Origin of the sequence: Exiguobacterium sp. Leaf196 (assembly GCF_001423965.1) — a bacterium.
Lineage (GTDB): Bacteria > Bacillota > Bacilli > Exiguobacteriales > Exiguobacteriaceae > Exiguobacterium_A.
Genome location: NZ_LMPV01000007.1, coordinates 19,973 through 37,157, shown reverse-complemented (window position 1 = coordinate 37,157; position 17,185 = coordinate 19,973). Strand labels below are relative to the sequence as shown.

The following is a 17,185-nucleotide window of genomic DNA, read 5'->3' as shown; positions in this document are numbered from 1 at the left end:
TCATGGCACTTCAAAAAATGAACGTCGAAAGCTTTAACTTAGATCACACGAAAGTCAAAGCACCTTATATCCGCGTCGCGGGTTATAAAGAAGGTAAAGTCGACCAAGTCGTCAAATACGATATTCGTTTCACACAACCAAACGTTGAGCAAATGCCAATGCGTGCGATGCACACACTCGAGCATTTACTTGCTGAAAACATCCGCAACTACTCGGATGATGTCATCGATGTCTCGCCAATGGGATGCCAAACAGGTTTCTACATGGCGATGATGAACTTCGACTCGGTCGAAAAAATGAGCGAACTCGTTGAGAAGACGTTGAATGACGTCCTCGCAGCAGAAGAGATTCCAGCGCAAAACGAAGTCCAATGTGGATTTGCAAGCGCACATGACCTCAAAGGAGCGAAGCACTATGCCGAGAAAATGCTTGCCGGTCGTGATGAATGGGACATCGTCTTCGGATGATCGCGAACAACGTCCGCGACCTCGTCGGAAACACACCACTCTACGAGATCACTTCATTCGATTTGCCTGCTGGTACGCGCATTTTGGCGAAGCTCGAATGGATGAACCCTGGGGGCAGCGTCAAAGACCGCCTTGGCATTCAACTCGTTGATGCAGCAATCGAAAACGGACATGTGACACCAGGCGGTACGATCATCGAGCCGACAGCCGGGAATACCGGCATCGGCTTGGCGCTTGCCGCTAAAAAATATGATCTTCAAGTCATCTGTGTCGTTCCGGAAAAATTCAGTCAGGAAAAGCAGACGTTGATGCGGGCACTCGGCGCAACCGTCGTCAACACGCCGACTGAACTCGATATGCAAGGGGCAATCGACCGGGCAAAAGAACTCGGTCAGGAAATTCCGAACAGTTACGTTCCGTTACAATTCGAAAACGAAGAGAACCCAGTCACGTATCAGCGGACACTCGGTCCTGAGCTGATGGCGGACTTGCCGCACATCGACTGGTTCGTTGCCGGTTGTGGTTCAGGTGGTACGTTCGCCGGAACAGCGGACTTCTTAAAACAACGTCTCGGTACAAAAGCAGCAATCGTTGAACCGGAAGGCTCCGTCTTAAATGGTGGTCCAGCGGGTCCGCACAAGACAGAAGGCATTGGGACAGCAAAATGGCCAAGTCTCGTTCCGCGTGAACTCGTCGACGAGATTCATACGATTTCTGACCGCGATGCATTTGACGCGGTTCATACACTCGCTGCTCGCGAAGGATTGCTCGTTGGTAGTTCAGCAGGTGCAGCGCTCGTTGCTGCGCTTGATATCGCAAAGCGTCACCCCGGCAGTACGATCGTCACCGTCTTCGCAGACAGTGCCGAACGCTACTTAAGCCAACAAATCTTTGAAAAGGTGGACGAAACTCATGCGTAAGAAGACAGCATTGATTCATGGAGGAACAGGTGTCGACCGGGCAACAGGAGCCGTCACACCTCCGATCTATCAAACAAGCACATACAAGCAGGATAAAATCGGTCAACTCAAGGACGGATACGAATACTCACGGACAGCGAACCCGACACGGACGAGCATCGAACGATTGATTGCGGATCTTGAAGGTGGCGCACGTGGTTTTGCATTCGGTTCTGGGATGGCAGCGATTCATGCCGTCTTCCACTTGCTTGAGTCTGGCGACCACATCGTCATGACGGATGACGTCTACGGTGGTACGTTCCGCTTGATGCAACGCGTCTTACCGAAGTTCAACATCCAAGTGACATTCGTCGATACGACGGACCTCGCGGCAACGGAAGCAGCGATCCAGGACAACACGAAGATTGTCTACGTCGAAACACCGACGAACCCGTTGTTGAAAGTAACAGACATCACAGCCATCGCAACGATTGCCAAACGTCACGATCTTAAACTCGTCGTCGACAACACGTTCGCGACTCCATACCATCAACAACCACTCGCACTTGGTGCTGACATCGTCTTACACAGTGCAACGAAATACATCGGCGGACACTCGGACGTCGTCGCTGGACTTGTCGTCGTCAAAGATGATGCGCTTGGCGAAGAGCTTCACTTCATCCAAAACTCGACAGGCGGCGTGCTTGGACCGCAAGACAGCTTCTTGCTCGTCCGTGGTCTACGTACGCTCGGTATCCGGATGGATGCGATCGAAGAGACAGCGCATGATCTCGTTGCGTTCTTACAAGCACAAGACATCGTCTCGAACATCTTCTACCCAGGACTGGCATCGCATCCTGGACATGACATCCAAGCGAAACAAGCGACTGGATTCGGTGGGATGATCAGCTTTGATGTCGGTTCAGCAGCGAACGCAGAAAAACTCGTCGAGGCGACACACTTCTTCACACTTGCTGAGAGTCTTGGTGCCGTCGAGAGTCTGATTTCGGTGCCGGCACGGATGACGCACGCGTCGATCCCAGTAGAACGTCGGGCAGAACTCGGCATCACGGACGGTCTCGTCCGGATTTCAGTTGGACTTGAGGATGCGGAAGATTTGAAAGAAGACTTAACACGTGCTTTCACGTTCCTCGAAAAAGTTTCTGAAAAAACTGTTTGACAACAAAAATAACCCCTGCTAATATTCAGAATATATTCTACAAACTTAATACCGAAACTCTTATCGAGAGTGGTGGAGGGACTGGCCCGATGAAACCCGGCAACCGCGGATCTGATCCGAAGTGGTGCTAATTCCAGCAGACAAAAGTCTGGGAGATGAGAGCAAATGGTTTTGTGTACTGAAAAGTGCGCGCGTTTGCTCTAAAACGCGCGCACTTTTTTTATTTTAGGAGGGACAGTTGTGATTCGTTTACAAGACGTAGGAAAGATTTATCGCTCAAAGCGCGGAGCGGTCGAAGCCGTCGCGAATGTCGATCTGACAATCGAACGCGGTGAAATTTTTGGAATAATCGGTTATTCCGGAGCAGGGAAATCGACCTTGATCCGATTGTTGAATATGCTCGAAGCACCAACGAGTGGTTCGATTCAAATCGATGGTGTCGAAATGACATCACTGAAACCAAAAGAATTACGAGGCGTCCGCAAGAATGTCTCAATGGTTTTCCAGCACTTCAACTTACTCTGGTCACGGACTGTTGAAGAAAACATCATGTTCCCACTCGAACTCGGTGGCTTCCCGAAGGCTCGCCGTAAGGAACGAGTTGCGGAACTGATTCAACTCGTTGGTTTAGATGGACGTGAAAAAGCCTATCCGTCGCAATTATCGGGTGGTCAAAAGCAACGTGTCGGTATCGCTCGGGCACTCGCATCGAACCCTGACGTTCTCTTATGTGACGAGGCAACGAGTGCACTCGATCCGAAAACAACGGACTCAATCCTTGAGTTACTCGTCGATATCAACCAGAAACTAAAACTGACGATCGTCTTGATCACACACGAGATGCATGTCATTCAAAAAATCTGTCACCGGGTCGCCGTCATGGAAGCCGGTAAAATCGTCGAGCAAGGACCGGTCGCAGAAGTTTTCCGTCACCCGAAACAAGCGATGACGAAAGAATTCGTCAAACAATTGACGTCGCCATCGGAGAACGAGTTGACGTTTGCGAAACTCCGCGAACGGTATCCAACCGGAAAAATCGTTCAATTGACGTTCGTCGGATCGACAGCGGAAAGCCCGATCCTTGCGGAAGTCATGAAAGATTCACCCGTCCTGTTCAATATCATCGGCGGAAACGTCGGTCAATCACAGGAAGGGGCACTCGGTACACTGTTCATTCAGTTGATCGGGGAAACAGAAGCAACACAAGCGGTCATTACGAAGCTTCAAGCCAGTGATGTTGAAGTGGAGGTGGATCACCGATGATTTCATTCTTTGACAACCTAGACTGGGACATGGTGTGGGAAGCGACAGGTAGTACGATCTATATGACGGCAGTCGCTGGTCTTTCGACATTCGTTCTCGGTTTGATCATTGGTTTATTATTGTTTGCGACAAACGAAGAGTTGTTGTTCAAGAATCGGGCGTTTTATTCGATCTTGAGCTTAATCGTTAACGTCTTCCGTTCGATTCCGTTCATCATCTTACTGATCTTATTGATTCCATTTACGAAAGCAGTCGTCGGTTCGTTCCTCGGACCAACAGCAGCATTACCGGCACTGATTTTAGGAGCCGCACCATTTTATGGTCGGATGGTTGAACTTGCCTTACGCGAAGTCGATAAAGGTGTCATTGAGGCAGCTGAATCGATGGGCGCGACGAAGTTCCAAATCATCTATAAAGTCTTAATCCCGGAAGCGTTGCCTGCCATCGTTTCGGGTATCACGGTTACACTCGTTGCACTTGTCGGTTACACGGCAATGGCCGGAGTAGTCGGCGGAGGTGGACTCGGAGACATGGCCTTCATCGAAGGATTCCAGCGTTCTCAAAACGATGTCATCGTCATTGCGACACTCTTAATCTTAGCGATCGTCTTCGTCATCCAAATCATCGGTGACTTGCTGATCCGAGCAATCGATAAACGTTAATTCGAATCTTAATCATATTGGAGGAATCATTCATGAAAGTTTGGAAAAAATTCGTAGGTACTGCCGCTGTATCCGTTCTAGCAATCAGTCTTGCTGCTTGTGGTGAAAAATCATCAGGAAGCGACGACAAGACACTGGTCATCGGTGCTTCGAACGTACCGCACGCTGAAATCCTCGAACACGTCAAAAAGGAATACGAAGCAAAAGGCTACAAGCTTGAAATCAAGAAGTTCCAAGATTACGTGCTTCCGAATAAGGCACTCGCTGAAAAAGAAATCGATGCGAACTACTTCCAGCACGTGCCGTATCTCGAGCAACAAGAAAAAGAAAACAAATCGTATAAGTTCGCGAACGCAGGTGGCGTCCACGTTGAGCCACTCGGTATCTACTCGAAGAAATACAAGTCACTTGATAAGTTACCAAACGGTGCAACGATCTTAACGAGCTCAAACGTCGCGGAACGCGGTCGTGTCCTGACGTTCCTTCAAAACGAAGGATTAATCAAACTCAAAGACGGTAAAACGACAGACGCGCAACTCGGTGACATCGCGGAGAACCCGAAGAAACTCAAGTTCAAGACGAACATCGAAGCATCGCTTCTTCCGCAAGCTTACAAAAACAATGAAGGCGACGCAGTCCTCATCAACACGAACTATGCGATCGATAACGGTTTGAACCCGTTGAAAGACGCGATCGCGTCAGAAGATGAGTCTTCACCATACGTCAACATCATCGTTACACGTGATGGCGATGAAAAAGACAAGCGTGTCACGACACTTCTTGACGTGCTGCACGAGAAGAAAAACCAAGATTGGATCCTCGACAAGTACAAAGGTGCGGTCGTTCCAGTCAGCAAATAAGTTCACCGAGGCCGGCATCCTTCCTATATAATGGAAGGATGCTTTTCATTTGTCGGAAACAGGGGTTAGGGGGAATCATATGCAACGCATTCGTCAACTGCATCCGTTGACACTTGGGGTCTTATTCGGGACGTTTTTCTCACGTCTTGGAACATTCATCACGATGCCGTTTTTCGCCATCTACATGACGACTGTCCTGAAGTTTGATCCGGTCGATGTCGGCTGGGTCCTCAGTATCTCGGCGATCGCCAGTCTCGTCATGAGTTTCATCGGCGGTACATTATCGGACCGGTATGGTCGCCGAGCGATGATGCTTGCCGGAACGATCGGTTTTGCGATCGTCTTCATCGCACTCGCGCAAGTCGAGACGTTCTGGGCATTCTTCATCCTCAGTGCCTTGAACGGAGTCTGTCGCTCGATTTTTGAACCATCTGCTCGTGCCTTAATCAGTGATACGACGGACGAAGCGAATAGGTTATTCGTCTTCAACATTCGTTACGCGATGATCAATATCGCAGCTGCGATCGGACCGGGAATTGCCTTACTGTTGAGTGCGGGGAACACGTCAGCGACGTTTTACATCACGGCGTTCGTCTATATCGCCTACGGCGTGATGATCGGGATCTTGTTCAAACGTCATCCAATCACTGAGACACACGGTGGCAAGAAGGTGTCGTTTGGAGCGACGATTCGTCTGTTGCGGACCGACATTGCCTTCACGCTCGCGCTCGCGGGCATCATCTTCGGTGTCTTCGGTTACAGCCAGTTCAATTCGACCTTGCCACAGTTCTTGACGGAGACGTCACTGCTCGAAGGCGGGAAGACGCTCTATGCGATCTTGATTACGATCAATGCGATTACCGTTTTGATCGTGCAGTATCCCATCATGAAGTTCGGCGTTAAGACGTCACCACTCGTCTCGATTACGACCGGGATTGCGACCGTTGCTTTCGGACTTTTCATCATCGGTAATGCGAGTTCGATTTGGTTGATGGTCGTCGCGATGGTCATCTTCACGTGCGGGGAAGTCATGATGTTCACGATGACAGACATCTTGACCGATCGGTTTGCGAAGCCGGAATTACGGGGCAGTTATTTCGGGGCGATGGGCTTGACGTCGATCGGACAATCAATCGGTCCAATTGCTGGCGGACATTTATTAAGTTTATATGGAGCGGACCGTCCGTTACCGATTTTCGGGATATTAGCGGGCTTGACATTATTCGGAATACCACTGCTCTTACTGTCACAACGGATTCATCGGACTTCGACGATCGAGGAACTCGAGGAACCGGTGAAACTTTCGAATGATTCTCAACAAAACGCATGATTTTGAGAAAAAACAACGAGCGATGACGCTTGAATAATACGCCATGTTTCTTTAAGATTAGAATGATACTAAATTAGTAACGCTCGTGTTCTGAATCGTCAGTCACGAAATGAATAGATGGAGGGATTCTAACATGAAGGCTTCACACTTGAAGATTGAAGATCTACACGTCGCGATCGACGGCAAGGAAATCTTGAAAGGCGTCAACTTGGAAATCAAAGGCGGGGAAATCCACGCGGTCATGGGACCAAACGGGACAGGTAAATCAACACTCGCATCAGCATTGATGGGTCACCCATCGTACGAAGTGACATCTGGTTCAGTCACACTCGACGGCGAAGACGTCCTCGACATGGAAGTCGATGAACGCGCACAAGCAGGTATGTTCCTCGCAATGCAGTACCCAAGCGAAATCAGTGGTGTTACGAACTCAGACTTCCTTCGTTCAGCGATCAACTCGCGTCGTGAAGAAGGCGATGAAATCTCACTCATGAAATTCATCCGTGAACTTGATTCACAAATGGGTCTTCTCGAGATGCCTTCAGAAATGGCACACCGTTACCTCAACGAAGGTTTCTCTGGTGGAGAAAAGAAACGTAACGAAATTCTTCAGATGATGATGCTTAAACCAGCAATCGCGATTCTCGATGAAATCGATTCAGGTCTTGATATCGATGCACTTAAAGTCGTTGCAAAAGGTGTCAACGAAATGCGTTCACCTGAATTCGGCTGCTTGATCATCACGCACTATCAACGTCTCTTGAACTATATCGAGCCAGACTTCATCCACATCATGATGGGCGGAAAAATCGTCATGTCTGGTGGTAAAGAACTCGCACACCGTCTCGAAGCAGAAGGTTATGACTGGGTTAAAAAAGAACTCGGCATCGAAGACGTCGAAATCGAAACAAAAGCGTAAGACGAGGGAGGAAGCATGATGACTGTAGAACTGAATCTTGCAGTAAATCGCGAGGCAGTGGCAGAACGTGCGACTCGCTTAGGGGAACCATCTTGGATGGTCGCAAAGCGTCAAGACGCGCTTGATCTTGCCCCAACGCTCGCATTGCCAAAAGTAGAAAAAATCAAGATCGAAGGCTGGAACTTCACAGAAGGTACGACGGAACTTGAAACCGTCACTGGTCTTTCTTCAGATATCGAAGCATTGATCGGCGAAAACCGTGATCACATGCTCGTCACACGCAACGGACAACTTGTCCACGCGCAAAACAGTGAAGCGTCGAACGGCGTCATCTTCACGACACTCGAAGACGCATTAAAACAACACCCGGAACTCGTAGAGAAGTACTTCATGACGGAAGGTGTTCAAGTCAACGAAGATCGTCTTGCGGCATTAAACGCAGCACTTCGTAACGGCGGTACGTTCCTTTATGTACCAAAAGGCGTCAAGCTGTCTGTACCAATGCAAGCAATCTACACGCTTGAGCAATCAGGCGCTGCCCTTTACCATCACGCAATCATCGTTGCAGATGCTGACAGCGAATTGACGTATATCGAAAACTTCGTCTCTTACGGTGACGAAGCGCATAACGTCAACGTCGTCACAGAAGTATTCGTCGAAGACAACGCAAAAGTTCTCTTTGGTGGTGTAGATACACTATCTAAGGGTGCCATCACGTATATGAACCGTCGCGGTGTCGTCAAACAAGGCGCGAAGCTCGAATGGGCACTCGGTCACATGAATGACGGTCACACGGTTACAGAAACAAAAACACACCTCGTCGGAAACGATTCGTTCTCAGATACGAAAGCCGTTACGGTCGGTCGTGGAGAGCAAAAACAAAACTTCAACGTCCGTACGGACCATTTCGGTAAAGGATCAGAAGGTTTCATCTTGATTCACGGTGTCCAAAAAGACGCAGCAACATCAATCTTCAACGGAACGTCGATGATCCATCACGGCGCTTCGAAATCAAACGGCGTTCAAACGGAACGTGTCCTCATGTTGTCGGAAAAGGCACGTGGTGATGCAAACCCAATCCTCTTAATCGATGAGGATGACGTCATGGCAGGACACGCGGCATCTGTCGGTCGTGTCGATGAATTACAACTCTACTACTTGATGAGCCGTGGTCTTTCACGGAAGGAAGCAGAACGCCTCGTCGTTCACGGTTTCCTCCAGCCAGTCGTCTCGGAACTTGCGATTGACTCGGTGAAAGAACGTCTCGTTCAAGTCATCGAAGGGAAAGTAAACTAATATGGGAATCGATGCATCCATCCGCAATCAGTTTCCGATCCTCGACCAACAGGTCAACGACCGGAAACTCGTCTATCTCGATAGTGCGGCCTCGTCGCAGAAGCCGCTCGTCGTCATCAATGCGATTGACGACTACTATAAGACGATTCATTCGAATGTGCACCGTGGCGTCCATACGCTCGGAACACGAGCGACGGATGCGTACGAAGGTGCGCGTGAGAACGTTCGTCGTTTCATCCAGGCGCAACACCATGAAGAAATTATCTTTACCCGCGGTACGACGACAGCGATTAATATCGTCGCGTCAAGCTACGGGATGGAGCATGTCGAAGAAGGCGACGAGATCGTCGTCACGTACCTCGAACACCATGCGAATCTCATTCCGTGGCAACAAGTCGCTAAACGCAAAAAAGCGAAGTTGAAATACGTTGATTTGACAGCAGATGGTCGCATAACGGTCGAAGCAGTCGAAGCACAACTGTCCGACCGGACGAAGATCGTCGCGATGGCACATGTCTCGAACGTCCTCGGTACGATCAATCCGATCAAAGAAGTCGCACGTCTTGCGCACGCTCGAGGAGCCGTCATGGTCGTCGATGCCGCGCAAAGTGCACCGCATCAACGGATTAATGTCACGGATCTCGATTGTGATTTCCTCGCCTTCTCTGCACACAAGATGTGTGGTCCAACAGGCGTCGGTGTCCTTTACGGGAAAAAGGCATTACTCAATGCGATGGAACCGGTTGAGTTCGGTGGCGAAATGATTGATTACGTCGGTCTTGAAGAGTCGACGTTCAAACCATCGCCATACCGTTTCGAAGCAGGTACACCAATCATCGCGGGTGCTGTTGGTCTATCAGCAGCGATTGATTTCTTAGAAGAGATTGGTCTTGAGAACGTCGAAGCACACGAACGTGAACTCGCGCAGTACGCGATGGCACAAATGCGTGACATCGACGGACTAACGATTTACGGTCCGGAAGAACGCGTTGGGCTCGTCACGTTCAATCTCGGTGATGTCCATGCACATGACGTCGCAACCGTCCTTGATATGCAAGGAATCGCGGTTCGTGCCGGTCACCATTGTGCACAGCCATTGATGCGTTGGCTCGGAGCGAGCTCGACGGCTCGCGCTAGCTTCTATCTCTACAACACGAAAGAAGAGGTTGACGCACTCGTGACAGGACTTCGCCAAACGAAGGAGTATTTCAGTCATGGATTTTAACAATCTCGATCACTTGTATCGTCAAGTGATCATGGATCACTATAAAACTCCCCGAAATCGCGGTGCGATCGAGGGGGGCGTCACGATCGACATGAACAATCCGACGTGCGGCGACACGATTCGTCTCCAGCTCGCGATTGAAGACGATGTCGTCCGTGATGCGAAATTTGACGGGGAGGGCTGTTCGATCAGCATGGCGTCTGCTTCAATGATGACGCAACTCGTCAAAGGTAAGACTATCGAAGAAGCCTTACGACTCGCGGATATCTTTTCGGACATGGTCCAAGGAAAAGACTATGACGACGAATCGTTCGACCTCGGGGACGTCGAGGCACTCTCGGGTGTCACGAAATTCCCGGCACGGATCAAATGTGCGACACTTGCCTGGAAGGCGCTCGAACGCGGCGTAGAAGAAGGGAAGTAAACTTCGGTCACAAGCAAGTAAGAGGAGGAAATGAACATGGCAAAGAACATGCCGGAAATTGGCGATTATAAATATGGTTTCCACGATCGCGATATCTCGATCTTCCGTTCTGGACGCGGCTTGACGACTGAAGTCGTCGAAACGATCTCGAAAATGAAGGAAGAACCACAATGGATGCTTGATTTCCGTTTGAAATCACTCAAGATCTTCAACGAACAAGCAATGCCAGCGTGGGGTGGCGATCTCTCAGAATTGAACTTCGACGACATCACGTACTACGTCAAGCCGTCTGAACGTGCAGAGAAATCGTGGGATGAAGTACCAGAAGAAATCAAACGTACGTTTGATAAGCTCGGTATCCCTGAAGCAGAGCAAAAATACCTGGCAGGTGTCTCGGCTCAGTACGAGTCAGAAGTTGTCTACCACAACATGAAGGAAGACCTCGAAGAAATCGGTGTCGTCTTCAAAGATACAGATACAGCATTAAAAGAGAACGAAGATATCTTCCGTGAGTATTTCGGAAAATTGATCCCGCCAACAGACAACAAGTTTGCAGCCTTGAACACAGCGGTCTGGTCAGGTGGATCGTTCATCTACGTACCAAAAGGCGTCAAGGTCGACACGCCGCTTCAAGCCTACTTCCGCATCAACTCGGAAAACATGGGTCAATTCGAGCGAACGTTGATCATCGTTGATGACGAAGCATCGGTTCACTACGTCGAAGGATGTACAGCACCGGTCTACACGACGAACTCGCTTCACTCAGCGGTCGTTGAGATTTTCATCAACAAAAACGCTTACTGCCGTTATACAACGATCCAAAACTGGGCGAACAACGTCTACAACCTCGTTACGAAGCGTGCGATCTGTGAAGCTGGCGCAACGATGGAATGGGTCGATGGTAACATCGGTTCGAAACTGACGATGAAATACCCAGCCGTCATCCTCAAAGGTGAAGGTTCACGTGGTATGACATTGTCGATCGCAATCGCTGGTAAAGGGCAACACCAAGATGCGGGTGCGAAAATGATTCACTTAGCACCGAACACATCGTCTACGATCGTCTCGAAGTCGATCTCAAAACACGGTGGTAAAGTCACGTACCGCGGTATCGTTCACTTTGGACGTAAAGCGACAGGCGCACGTTCGAACATCGAATGTGATACGCTCATCATGGATAACCAATCGACGTCGGATACGATTCCGTACAACGAAATCCTCAACGATAACATTTCGCTCGAGCACGAAGCGAAAGTCTCGAAGGTCTCAGAAGAACAATTGTTCTACCTCATGAGCCGCGGGATTTCACAAGAGGAAGCAACGGAAATGATCGTCATGGGCTTCATCGAGCCGTTCACAAAAGAACTCCCAATGGAATATGCGGTCGAAATGAACCGTCTCATCAAGTTCGAGATGGAAGGTTCAATCGGATAATTCGTCTTACTCTCTCATCTGCGGATGAGGGAGTTTTTTTCATGACTTGAGGAAAACGGGTATAGAGTGAAAAAGGAGGGATTACTATGCGTGATATCGTCTATTCCTTTCAAGTCTCACTTGACGGTTATATTGAAGATGCGTCAGGCAGCATCGATTTCGCTTCACCGGATGCGGAACTGCATCAGTACTTCAACGATTATGAGAGAGCGTTCGATACCCATGTCTATGGACGTCGTTTGTATGAAATGATGCAGTACTGGGAGACAGCGGATCAAGAAAACGAGCCGATCATCGTTGAGTATGCGAAAACATGGCAGGCGCTTGAGAAGATCGTCTTCTCGCGAACGCTCGACGCTGTCGAAGGAAAAGCGCGTCTAGCGACCACGTCGCTTGCCGAGGAACTTCAAGCACTAAAAGCCTTACCTGGCAAACAGATTGCGATCGGTGGGGCAACGCTTGCTGCTGAAGCGATTGAGCTTGGACTCGTCGACCGTTATCATGTTGTGATTTACCCCGTTCTGCTCGGAGGTGGAAAACGGATGTTTCCGGTATTTGATCAACCACAGTCGTTACGGTTAGTCGAAACACGCATCTTTGCTTCCGGATGTATCGCGTTATCTTACGAGAAAATCTAACTGTCTTAAATAGGATCTCTTATTTCAAAAGAGATTCTTTTTTTTGTTACATCCGATAAAATTTGGATATTATCATTTAATTTGGGCGAAAATAGATTATAATAACTTTTGTGAAAAAATCTATAAAACTGATTAAGGTGTGAAAAAATGAAATTTTATCAAGAAATTCCAGTCATTCGATCGATTGCGGCAATTTTGGTCGTCGCTGTCCATGTCATTGCGGGTCTCTATTATTCTCGAGGAGAATTTACAAATGAGGCAATCGGTTATATCAACCAGTTTGCTCGAATCGGTACACCGATTTTTGCTATCATCAGTGCGTTTTTGTTGATGTCGATGGTCCAGCGCAAAGGATTCAATCTTGGAACATTCGTTAAATCGCGTTTTTCTAAAATTTTTATCCCTTATCTGATTTGGAGTACCATCTATCTCGTGTATCGTTATCATGTAGAAGATAGTCTAAAACCAGGTATGCCGTTATCAGATTACTTCCTTTACGGAACGGCAAACTTCCATCTGTACTTCATTTTGACAGTGCTTCAGTTTTATGTCGTCTTTCCGGTACTTGCACGACTTAAGAAAGGAACGTTGTTACTTGTCGCAACAATGTTTGCCATGGGCGTCAACTACTTCTGGCTGACGTCAGGAAGCTTAACGACAGACATCGCGTTTCTCGATCGACTTGTCAATAGCCGCTCCTTCTTACTCAACTGGATCGCGTATTTCATGATGGGAATTACATACGCTGTTTATTATGAAGAAATACAACAGATTCTAAAACGTCACCGGACGATCTTGTTGCTCATCAGTGGATTGATTTTGGTTGATATTTGGGTCAGTATTGATTTGAACCGAATTTATACTTCGACGAATCTTGCGAACCTCGTGTATATCCCGTTCGTTCTTGTCGTTTTGAATTACGTTTTTCAATATGTACGGAGAGATACGACAGCCATGCGCATCTTTCAGACGATCGGAACGCATTCGATGGGGATTTACCTGATCCATCCGCTCGTCATCCGCGGAATCGGTCGAACGGATCTCTTTGCTTACTTCGACTCTGCGAGTATGTTCGTTTGTGCGATGATCGTCACGCTTGCAGCTTCGATTTCTGTATCATATGTCATCAGTCTATTGCCCTACGGTAACTATATCGTTCCGGTACCGAAACGAGGAGCGCCTGCCCCAAAAATCGTTGAGGCACAGACTTCTGCTTCATAATGAAAATCGTTAACTAGACATCCTTTTTCTTCGTGCATGAGCAGGAGGGAGAGGGATGTCTTTTTTCTGAAAAAGAGTGTTTGCTCAGAAAGCATTGAAGAAGAAATCCTGGATTCTGCTATGCTATGATGAATAGGTAGAATAGAACACGCGAGGGGGAAGAGAGCATGATATATATCGGTGTCACGGGCTGGGGAGATCATGATAGTCTCTACTTGACCCCGCAAGATCGAAAAGAAAAACTAGCTGCCTATGCTGGGCATTTTCCAGCGGTTGAGGTCGACTCGACGTTCTATGCGATTCAACCAGAACGAAACTATGAGAAATGGGTATCTGAGACACCGGACGGTTTCCGCTTCATCGTTAAGGTCCACCGCGCGATGAGTGGGCACGACCGGGAAAATAAAGATCCGCTCGGACCAATTTTTGAACAATATATCACGTCGATTGAACCGATGCGTAAGAGTGGAAAAATTGCGGCAATCCTTGTCCAACTTCCACCATGGTTCGATGTCAGTAAATTGCACTTGGAATACTTGCAAACGATACGAAAATCGCTTGCCGGACTGCCAGTTGCGATCGAATTCCGAAATCCATCGTGGTACTCGGAAGCCTATCGTGAGCGGACGCTCCGTTTTTTGAAGGAACATCAGTTTATCCATACGATTTGTGACGAACCGCAGACCGAAGATGGTTCCGTACCGTTCGTACCTGTCGTGACGCAGGAGACGGCATTCATTCGATTACATGGACGAAACAAGGCCGGTTGGTTAAAGAAACCGGGTCAAAGTAGTGACGATTGGCGAAAAGTCCGCTGTCTCTATCGTTACTCAGAAGATGAGCTACAGGAACTTGCAAGTCACGTCCGCGACGTTGCAGCGGAAGCAAAGGATGTCTATGTCTTTTTCAATAACAACTCAGCAGGAGATGCTGCCCCGAATGCGAAACGATTAATCGAAATTCTTGATCTCGACTATGAACTCGCGCCGCGACAAATCTCTTTGTTTTAAATCATCAAGGGGGGCTTCTGCATGAAGTTACACATCATTCACTATAATGATTTGCACTCACACTTCGACATGTGGCCTCGCTACATGTCATTCGTCAAGGAACATCGGACGTATGATTCGCTTGTTTTTGATTTAGGCGATCATGCTGACCGTGTCGATCCAGCGACGGAAGCGACAAAAGGAAAAATTAATACGCATTTATTGAACGCGTTGATGCCGACTGCTGTGACGATCGGAAACAATGAAGGGATTACGTTTCCGCACGACTGGTTAGCAGACCTCTATACGGAAGCAGACTTTCCAGTCCTTGTCTCGAATTTAGAAGCACCATTCGCCAAGCAAGGTGTCATTCATGAGTTACCGACGGGAAAAGTCGGTGTCTTTGGTCTGACGGCACCTTATATTGAACTATACGGATTACTCGATTGGACGATCGAAGAACCATTTGACGTCGCGGCGCGCGAAATCGAACGTTTGCGCCAGGAAGTCGACGTCCTGATTTGTTTAAGTCACCTCGGATTTTATCAGGATGAAGAACTTGCGATGCGCTTTCCAGAACTTGATTTAATCATCGGTGCGCATACACATCATGTCCTCGATGATGGTGTCGTCAAGAACGGTGTCTTAATCACGCAAGCCGGAAAACACGGTCAATATGCGGGTGAGATTTATATGAATACGGATACGGGTGAGAAAGAAGCAGTACTTCATTCCCTATACGATTACGTTGAGGATGAGGCAACAGCGAAATTACTCGATCGAGAACAATATCTGGCGGAACAACAGATGAAGGAACCGATTGGCGAGACAGCGGGTCTAGCCAATGATTGGTTCAGTGAGTCGCCGTTTTCACAGTTGCTCGTCGAGACGATGCGCGACTGGTGTGAGGCAGATATCGCTTGTGTACCAGCCGGTATTCTGCTCGGGTCGCTTCCACCAGGTCCCGTCTCTGCCTTTGATTTACATCGACTCTGTCCACATCCGATCAATCCTTGTAAAGTCACGATGACAGGAATGGAATTACAAACATTCCTCGATGAAGTCAACACAGAACAGTTCGAGCACTTAAAGGTTCGTGGTCTTGGATTCCGAGGAAAGTTGATGGGACGGATGCATTATGCTGGTTTGGCGGATCATCAACCGCTTGAGCTAACACGCGATTATTCTGTCGTCTTGCCGGATATGTTTACGTTCGGTCCATTATTCCCGGCAATCAAAGAGATGCCAAAAGAATATTTCATGCCTGAATTGTTGCGTGATTTGTTATTTGAACGCTTATCGGAGAAGTCGGAATATAATGAATTGCATGTTCGCAAACCCTGATTGTTTGTTATACTAAAGCAGACATTAATTGACTTTTTGGGGATGAAGGGGGAAGCGAAACCATGGGACGCGGAGAAATCCAACGTAAACCGGAATGGTTGAAAATCAAGCTGAATACGAATGAGACCTACACAGAATTAAAGAGTATGATGCGCGAGAAAAAGCTACATACTGTCTGTGAGGAAGCAAAGTGTCCGAATATCCACGAGTGTTGGGCGGTACGCCGGACGGCGACGTTCATGATCCTTGGAAGTATCTGTACACGTGCGTGCCGTTTTTGCGCCGTGACGACAGGACGTCCGAACGAACTCGATCTCGAAGAACCAAAACGTGTCGCGGAATCGGTCCGTTTGATGAACCTGAAGCACGCGGTCATCACAGCGGTCGCACGCGATGATCTGAATGATTTCGGAGCAGGCGTTTACGCTGAGACGGTTCGTGAAGTTCGTCGGATGAACCCGGAGACATCAATCGAAGTCTTACCTTCAGACATGGGTGGGAATTTCGAAGCTCTGAAAACATTGATTGACGCACAACCAGACATTATGAACCATAACATCGAGACGGTCCGCCGTCTGACACCAACTGTTCGTGCAAAAGCCACATACGACCGGACGCTTGAATTCCTTCGTCGTTCGAAGGAGCTCGCACCTGAAATTCCAACGAAGTCGAGCTTGATGCTTGGTCTTGGTGAGACATGGGAAGAGATTCTCGAAACGATGGATGATCTTCGCGCAAACAACGTCGACATCATGACGATCGGTCAGTATCTCCAACCGACGAAAAAGCACCTCGACGTCATCAAGTACTATACACCGCAAGAATTCGCTGAACTGAAACAGATTGCGCTTGGTAAAGGCTTCTCACACTGTGAAGCTGGTCCACTCGTTCGTTCATCTTATCATGCAGATGAGCAAGTCAACGCAGCGAAAAAGAATAAAACAGCACTCCCGATCGACTAACGATCAACAACCGTTCGAGCAGCTGACTCGGACGGTTTTTCGTCTGTCAGGAGAAATGGAATATGCTATGAT

At 48.4% G+C, this 17,185-nt stretch carries 17 protein-coding genes and 1 riboswitch; all 17 genes read left to right on the top strand.

Features of this window, described 5'->3' with window-relative positions; genetic code table 11:
• Positions 1–2: 2 nt before the first annotated feature.
• The 17 genes from ASG02_RS09490 to lipA all read left to right on the top strand — a co-directional run bounded on the left by ASG02_RS09490 (position 3) and on the right by lipA (position 17,113).
• Complete coding sequence (locus tag ASG02_RS09490; RefSeq protein ID WP_029342435.1) at positions 3–467, top strand: S-ribosylhomocysteine lyase; 465 nt, start codon at positions 3–5, stop codon at positions 465–467.
• Positions 464–1,387: a PLP-dependent cysteine synthase family protein gene (locus ASG02_RS09485; RefSeq protein WP_035405994.1), complete on the top strand. Its 924-nt coding sequence runs from the start codon at positions 464–466 to the stop codon at positions 1,385–1,387. Before ASG02_RS09490 ends, ASG02_RS09485 begins: the two co-directional genes overlap by 4 nt.
• Positions 1,380–2,546, top strand: coding sequence for a bifunctional cystathionine gamma-lyase/homocysteine desulfhydrase (locus ASG02_RS09480; RefSeq protein WP_056062871.1), 1,167 nt, complete (start codon positions 1,380–1,382; stop codon positions 2,544–2,546). The genes ASG02_RS09485 and ASG02_RS09480 overlap by 8 nt, the downstream gene beginning before the upstream one ends.
• Before the next feature lie 57 nt (positions 2,547–2,603).
• Positions 2,604–2,708: riboswitch (SAM riboswitch) on the top strand.
• Positions 2,709–2,786: 78 nt separating this feature from the next.
• Positions 2,787–3,809 (top strand): methionine ABC transporter ATP-binding protein, encoded by a 1,023-nt coding sequence (locus ASG02_RS09475; RefSeq protein WP_056062868.1) that lies wholly within the window; start codon positions 2,787–2,789, stop codon positions 3,807–3,809.
• The gene (locus ASG02_RS09470; RefSeq protein ID WP_035406001.1) at positions 3,806–4,471 is read left to right on the top strand and encodes a methionine ABC transporter permease; all 666 of its coding nucleotides are present in this window, start codon (positions 3,806–3,808) and stop codon (positions 4,469–4,471) included. The genes ASG02_RS09475 and ASG02_RS09470 overlap by 4 nt, the downstream gene beginning before the upstream one ends.
• 32 nt (positions 4,472–4,503) lie before the next feature.
• On the top strand, positions 4,504–5,331 hold the full coding sequence (locus tag ASG02_RS09465) for a MetQ/NlpA family ABC transporter substrate-binding protein (RefSeq protein WP_035406004.1): 828 nt from the start codon (positions 4,504–4,506) through the stop codon (positions 5,329–5,331).
• Positions 5,332–5,410: 79 nt separating this feature from the next.
• Complete coding sequence (locus ASG02_RS09460; RefSeq protein WP_056062864.1) at positions 5,411–6,661, top strand: MFS transporter; 1,251 nt, start codon at positions 5,411–5,413, stop codon at positions 6,659–6,661.
• A 133-nt stretch (positions 6,662–6,794) separates the two neighbouring features.
• Positions 6,795–7,580: a Fe-S cluster assembly ATPase SufC gene (sufC, locus tag ASG02_RS09455; RefSeq protein ID WP_023469158.1), complete on the top strand. Its 786-nt coding sequence runs from the start codon at positions 6,795–6,797 to the stop codon at positions 7,578–7,580.
• An 18-nt stretch (positions 7,581–7,598) separates the two neighbouring features.
• Positions 7,599–8,876, top strand: coding sequence for a Fe-S cluster assembly protein SufD (gene sufD / locus ASG02_RS09450; RefSeq protein ID WP_056062861.1), 1,278 nt, complete (start codon positions 7,599–7,601; stop codon positions 8,874–8,876).
• Position 8,877: 1 nt separating this feature from the next.
• The gene (locus ASG02_RS09445; RefSeq protein ID WP_056062858.1) at positions 8,878–10,101 is read left to right on the top strand and encodes a cysteine desulfurase; all 1,224 of its coding nucleotides are present in this window, start codon (positions 8,878–8,880) and stop codon (positions 10,099–10,101) included.
• Entirely contained in the window at positions 10,091–10,525 is a 435-nt protein-coding gene (sufU, locus tag ASG02_RS09440; protein ID WP_023469155.1) for a Fe-S cluster assembly sulfur transfer protein SufU, read from the top strand. The genes ASG02_RS09445 and sufU overlap by 11 nt, the downstream gene beginning before the upstream one ends.
• A gap of 36 nt (positions 10,526–10,561) precedes the next feature.
• The gene (sufB, locus tag ASG02_RS09435; protein WP_023469154.1) at positions 10,562–11,959 is read left to right on the top strand and encodes a Fe-S cluster assembly protein SufB; all 1,398 of its coding nucleotides are present in this window, start codon (positions 10,562–10,564) and stop codon (positions 11,957–11,959) included.
• Between the two features lie 86 nt (positions 11,960–12,045).
• A complete protein-coding gene (locus tag ASG02_RS09430; RefSeq protein WP_056062855.1) occupies positions 12,046–12,597 on the top strand; it encodes a dihydrofolate reductase family protein in 552 nt (183 codons plus the stop codon).
• A 147-nt stretch (positions 12,598–12,744) separates the two neighbouring features.
• A complete protein-coding gene (locus ASG02_RS09425; protein ID WP_056062852.1) occupies positions 12,745–13,818 on the top strand; it encodes an acyltransferase in 1,074 nt (357 codons plus the stop codon).
• Positions 13,819–13,985: 167 nt separating this feature from the next.
• Positions 13,986–14,828, top strand: coding sequence for a DUF72 domain-containing protein (locus ASG02_RS09420; protein ID WP_035406019.1), 843 nt, complete (start codon positions 13,986–13,988; stop codon positions 14,826–14,828).
• 21 nt (positions 14,829–14,849) lie between these two features.
• Complete coding sequence (locus tag ASG02_RS09415; protein ID WP_056062849.1) at positions 14,850–16,151, top strand: bifunctional UDP-sugar hydrolase/5'-nucleotidase; 1,302 nt, start codon at positions 14,850–14,852, stop codon at positions 16,149–16,151.
• Positions 16,152–16,213: 62 nt separating this feature from the next.
• A complete protein-coding gene (lipA, locus tag ASG02_RS09410) occupies positions 16,214–17,113 on the top strand; it encodes a lipoyl synthase (protein WP_035406024.1) in 900 nt (299 codons plus the stop codon).
• The last annotated feature ends 72 nt before the right edge of the window (positions 17,114–17,185 follow it).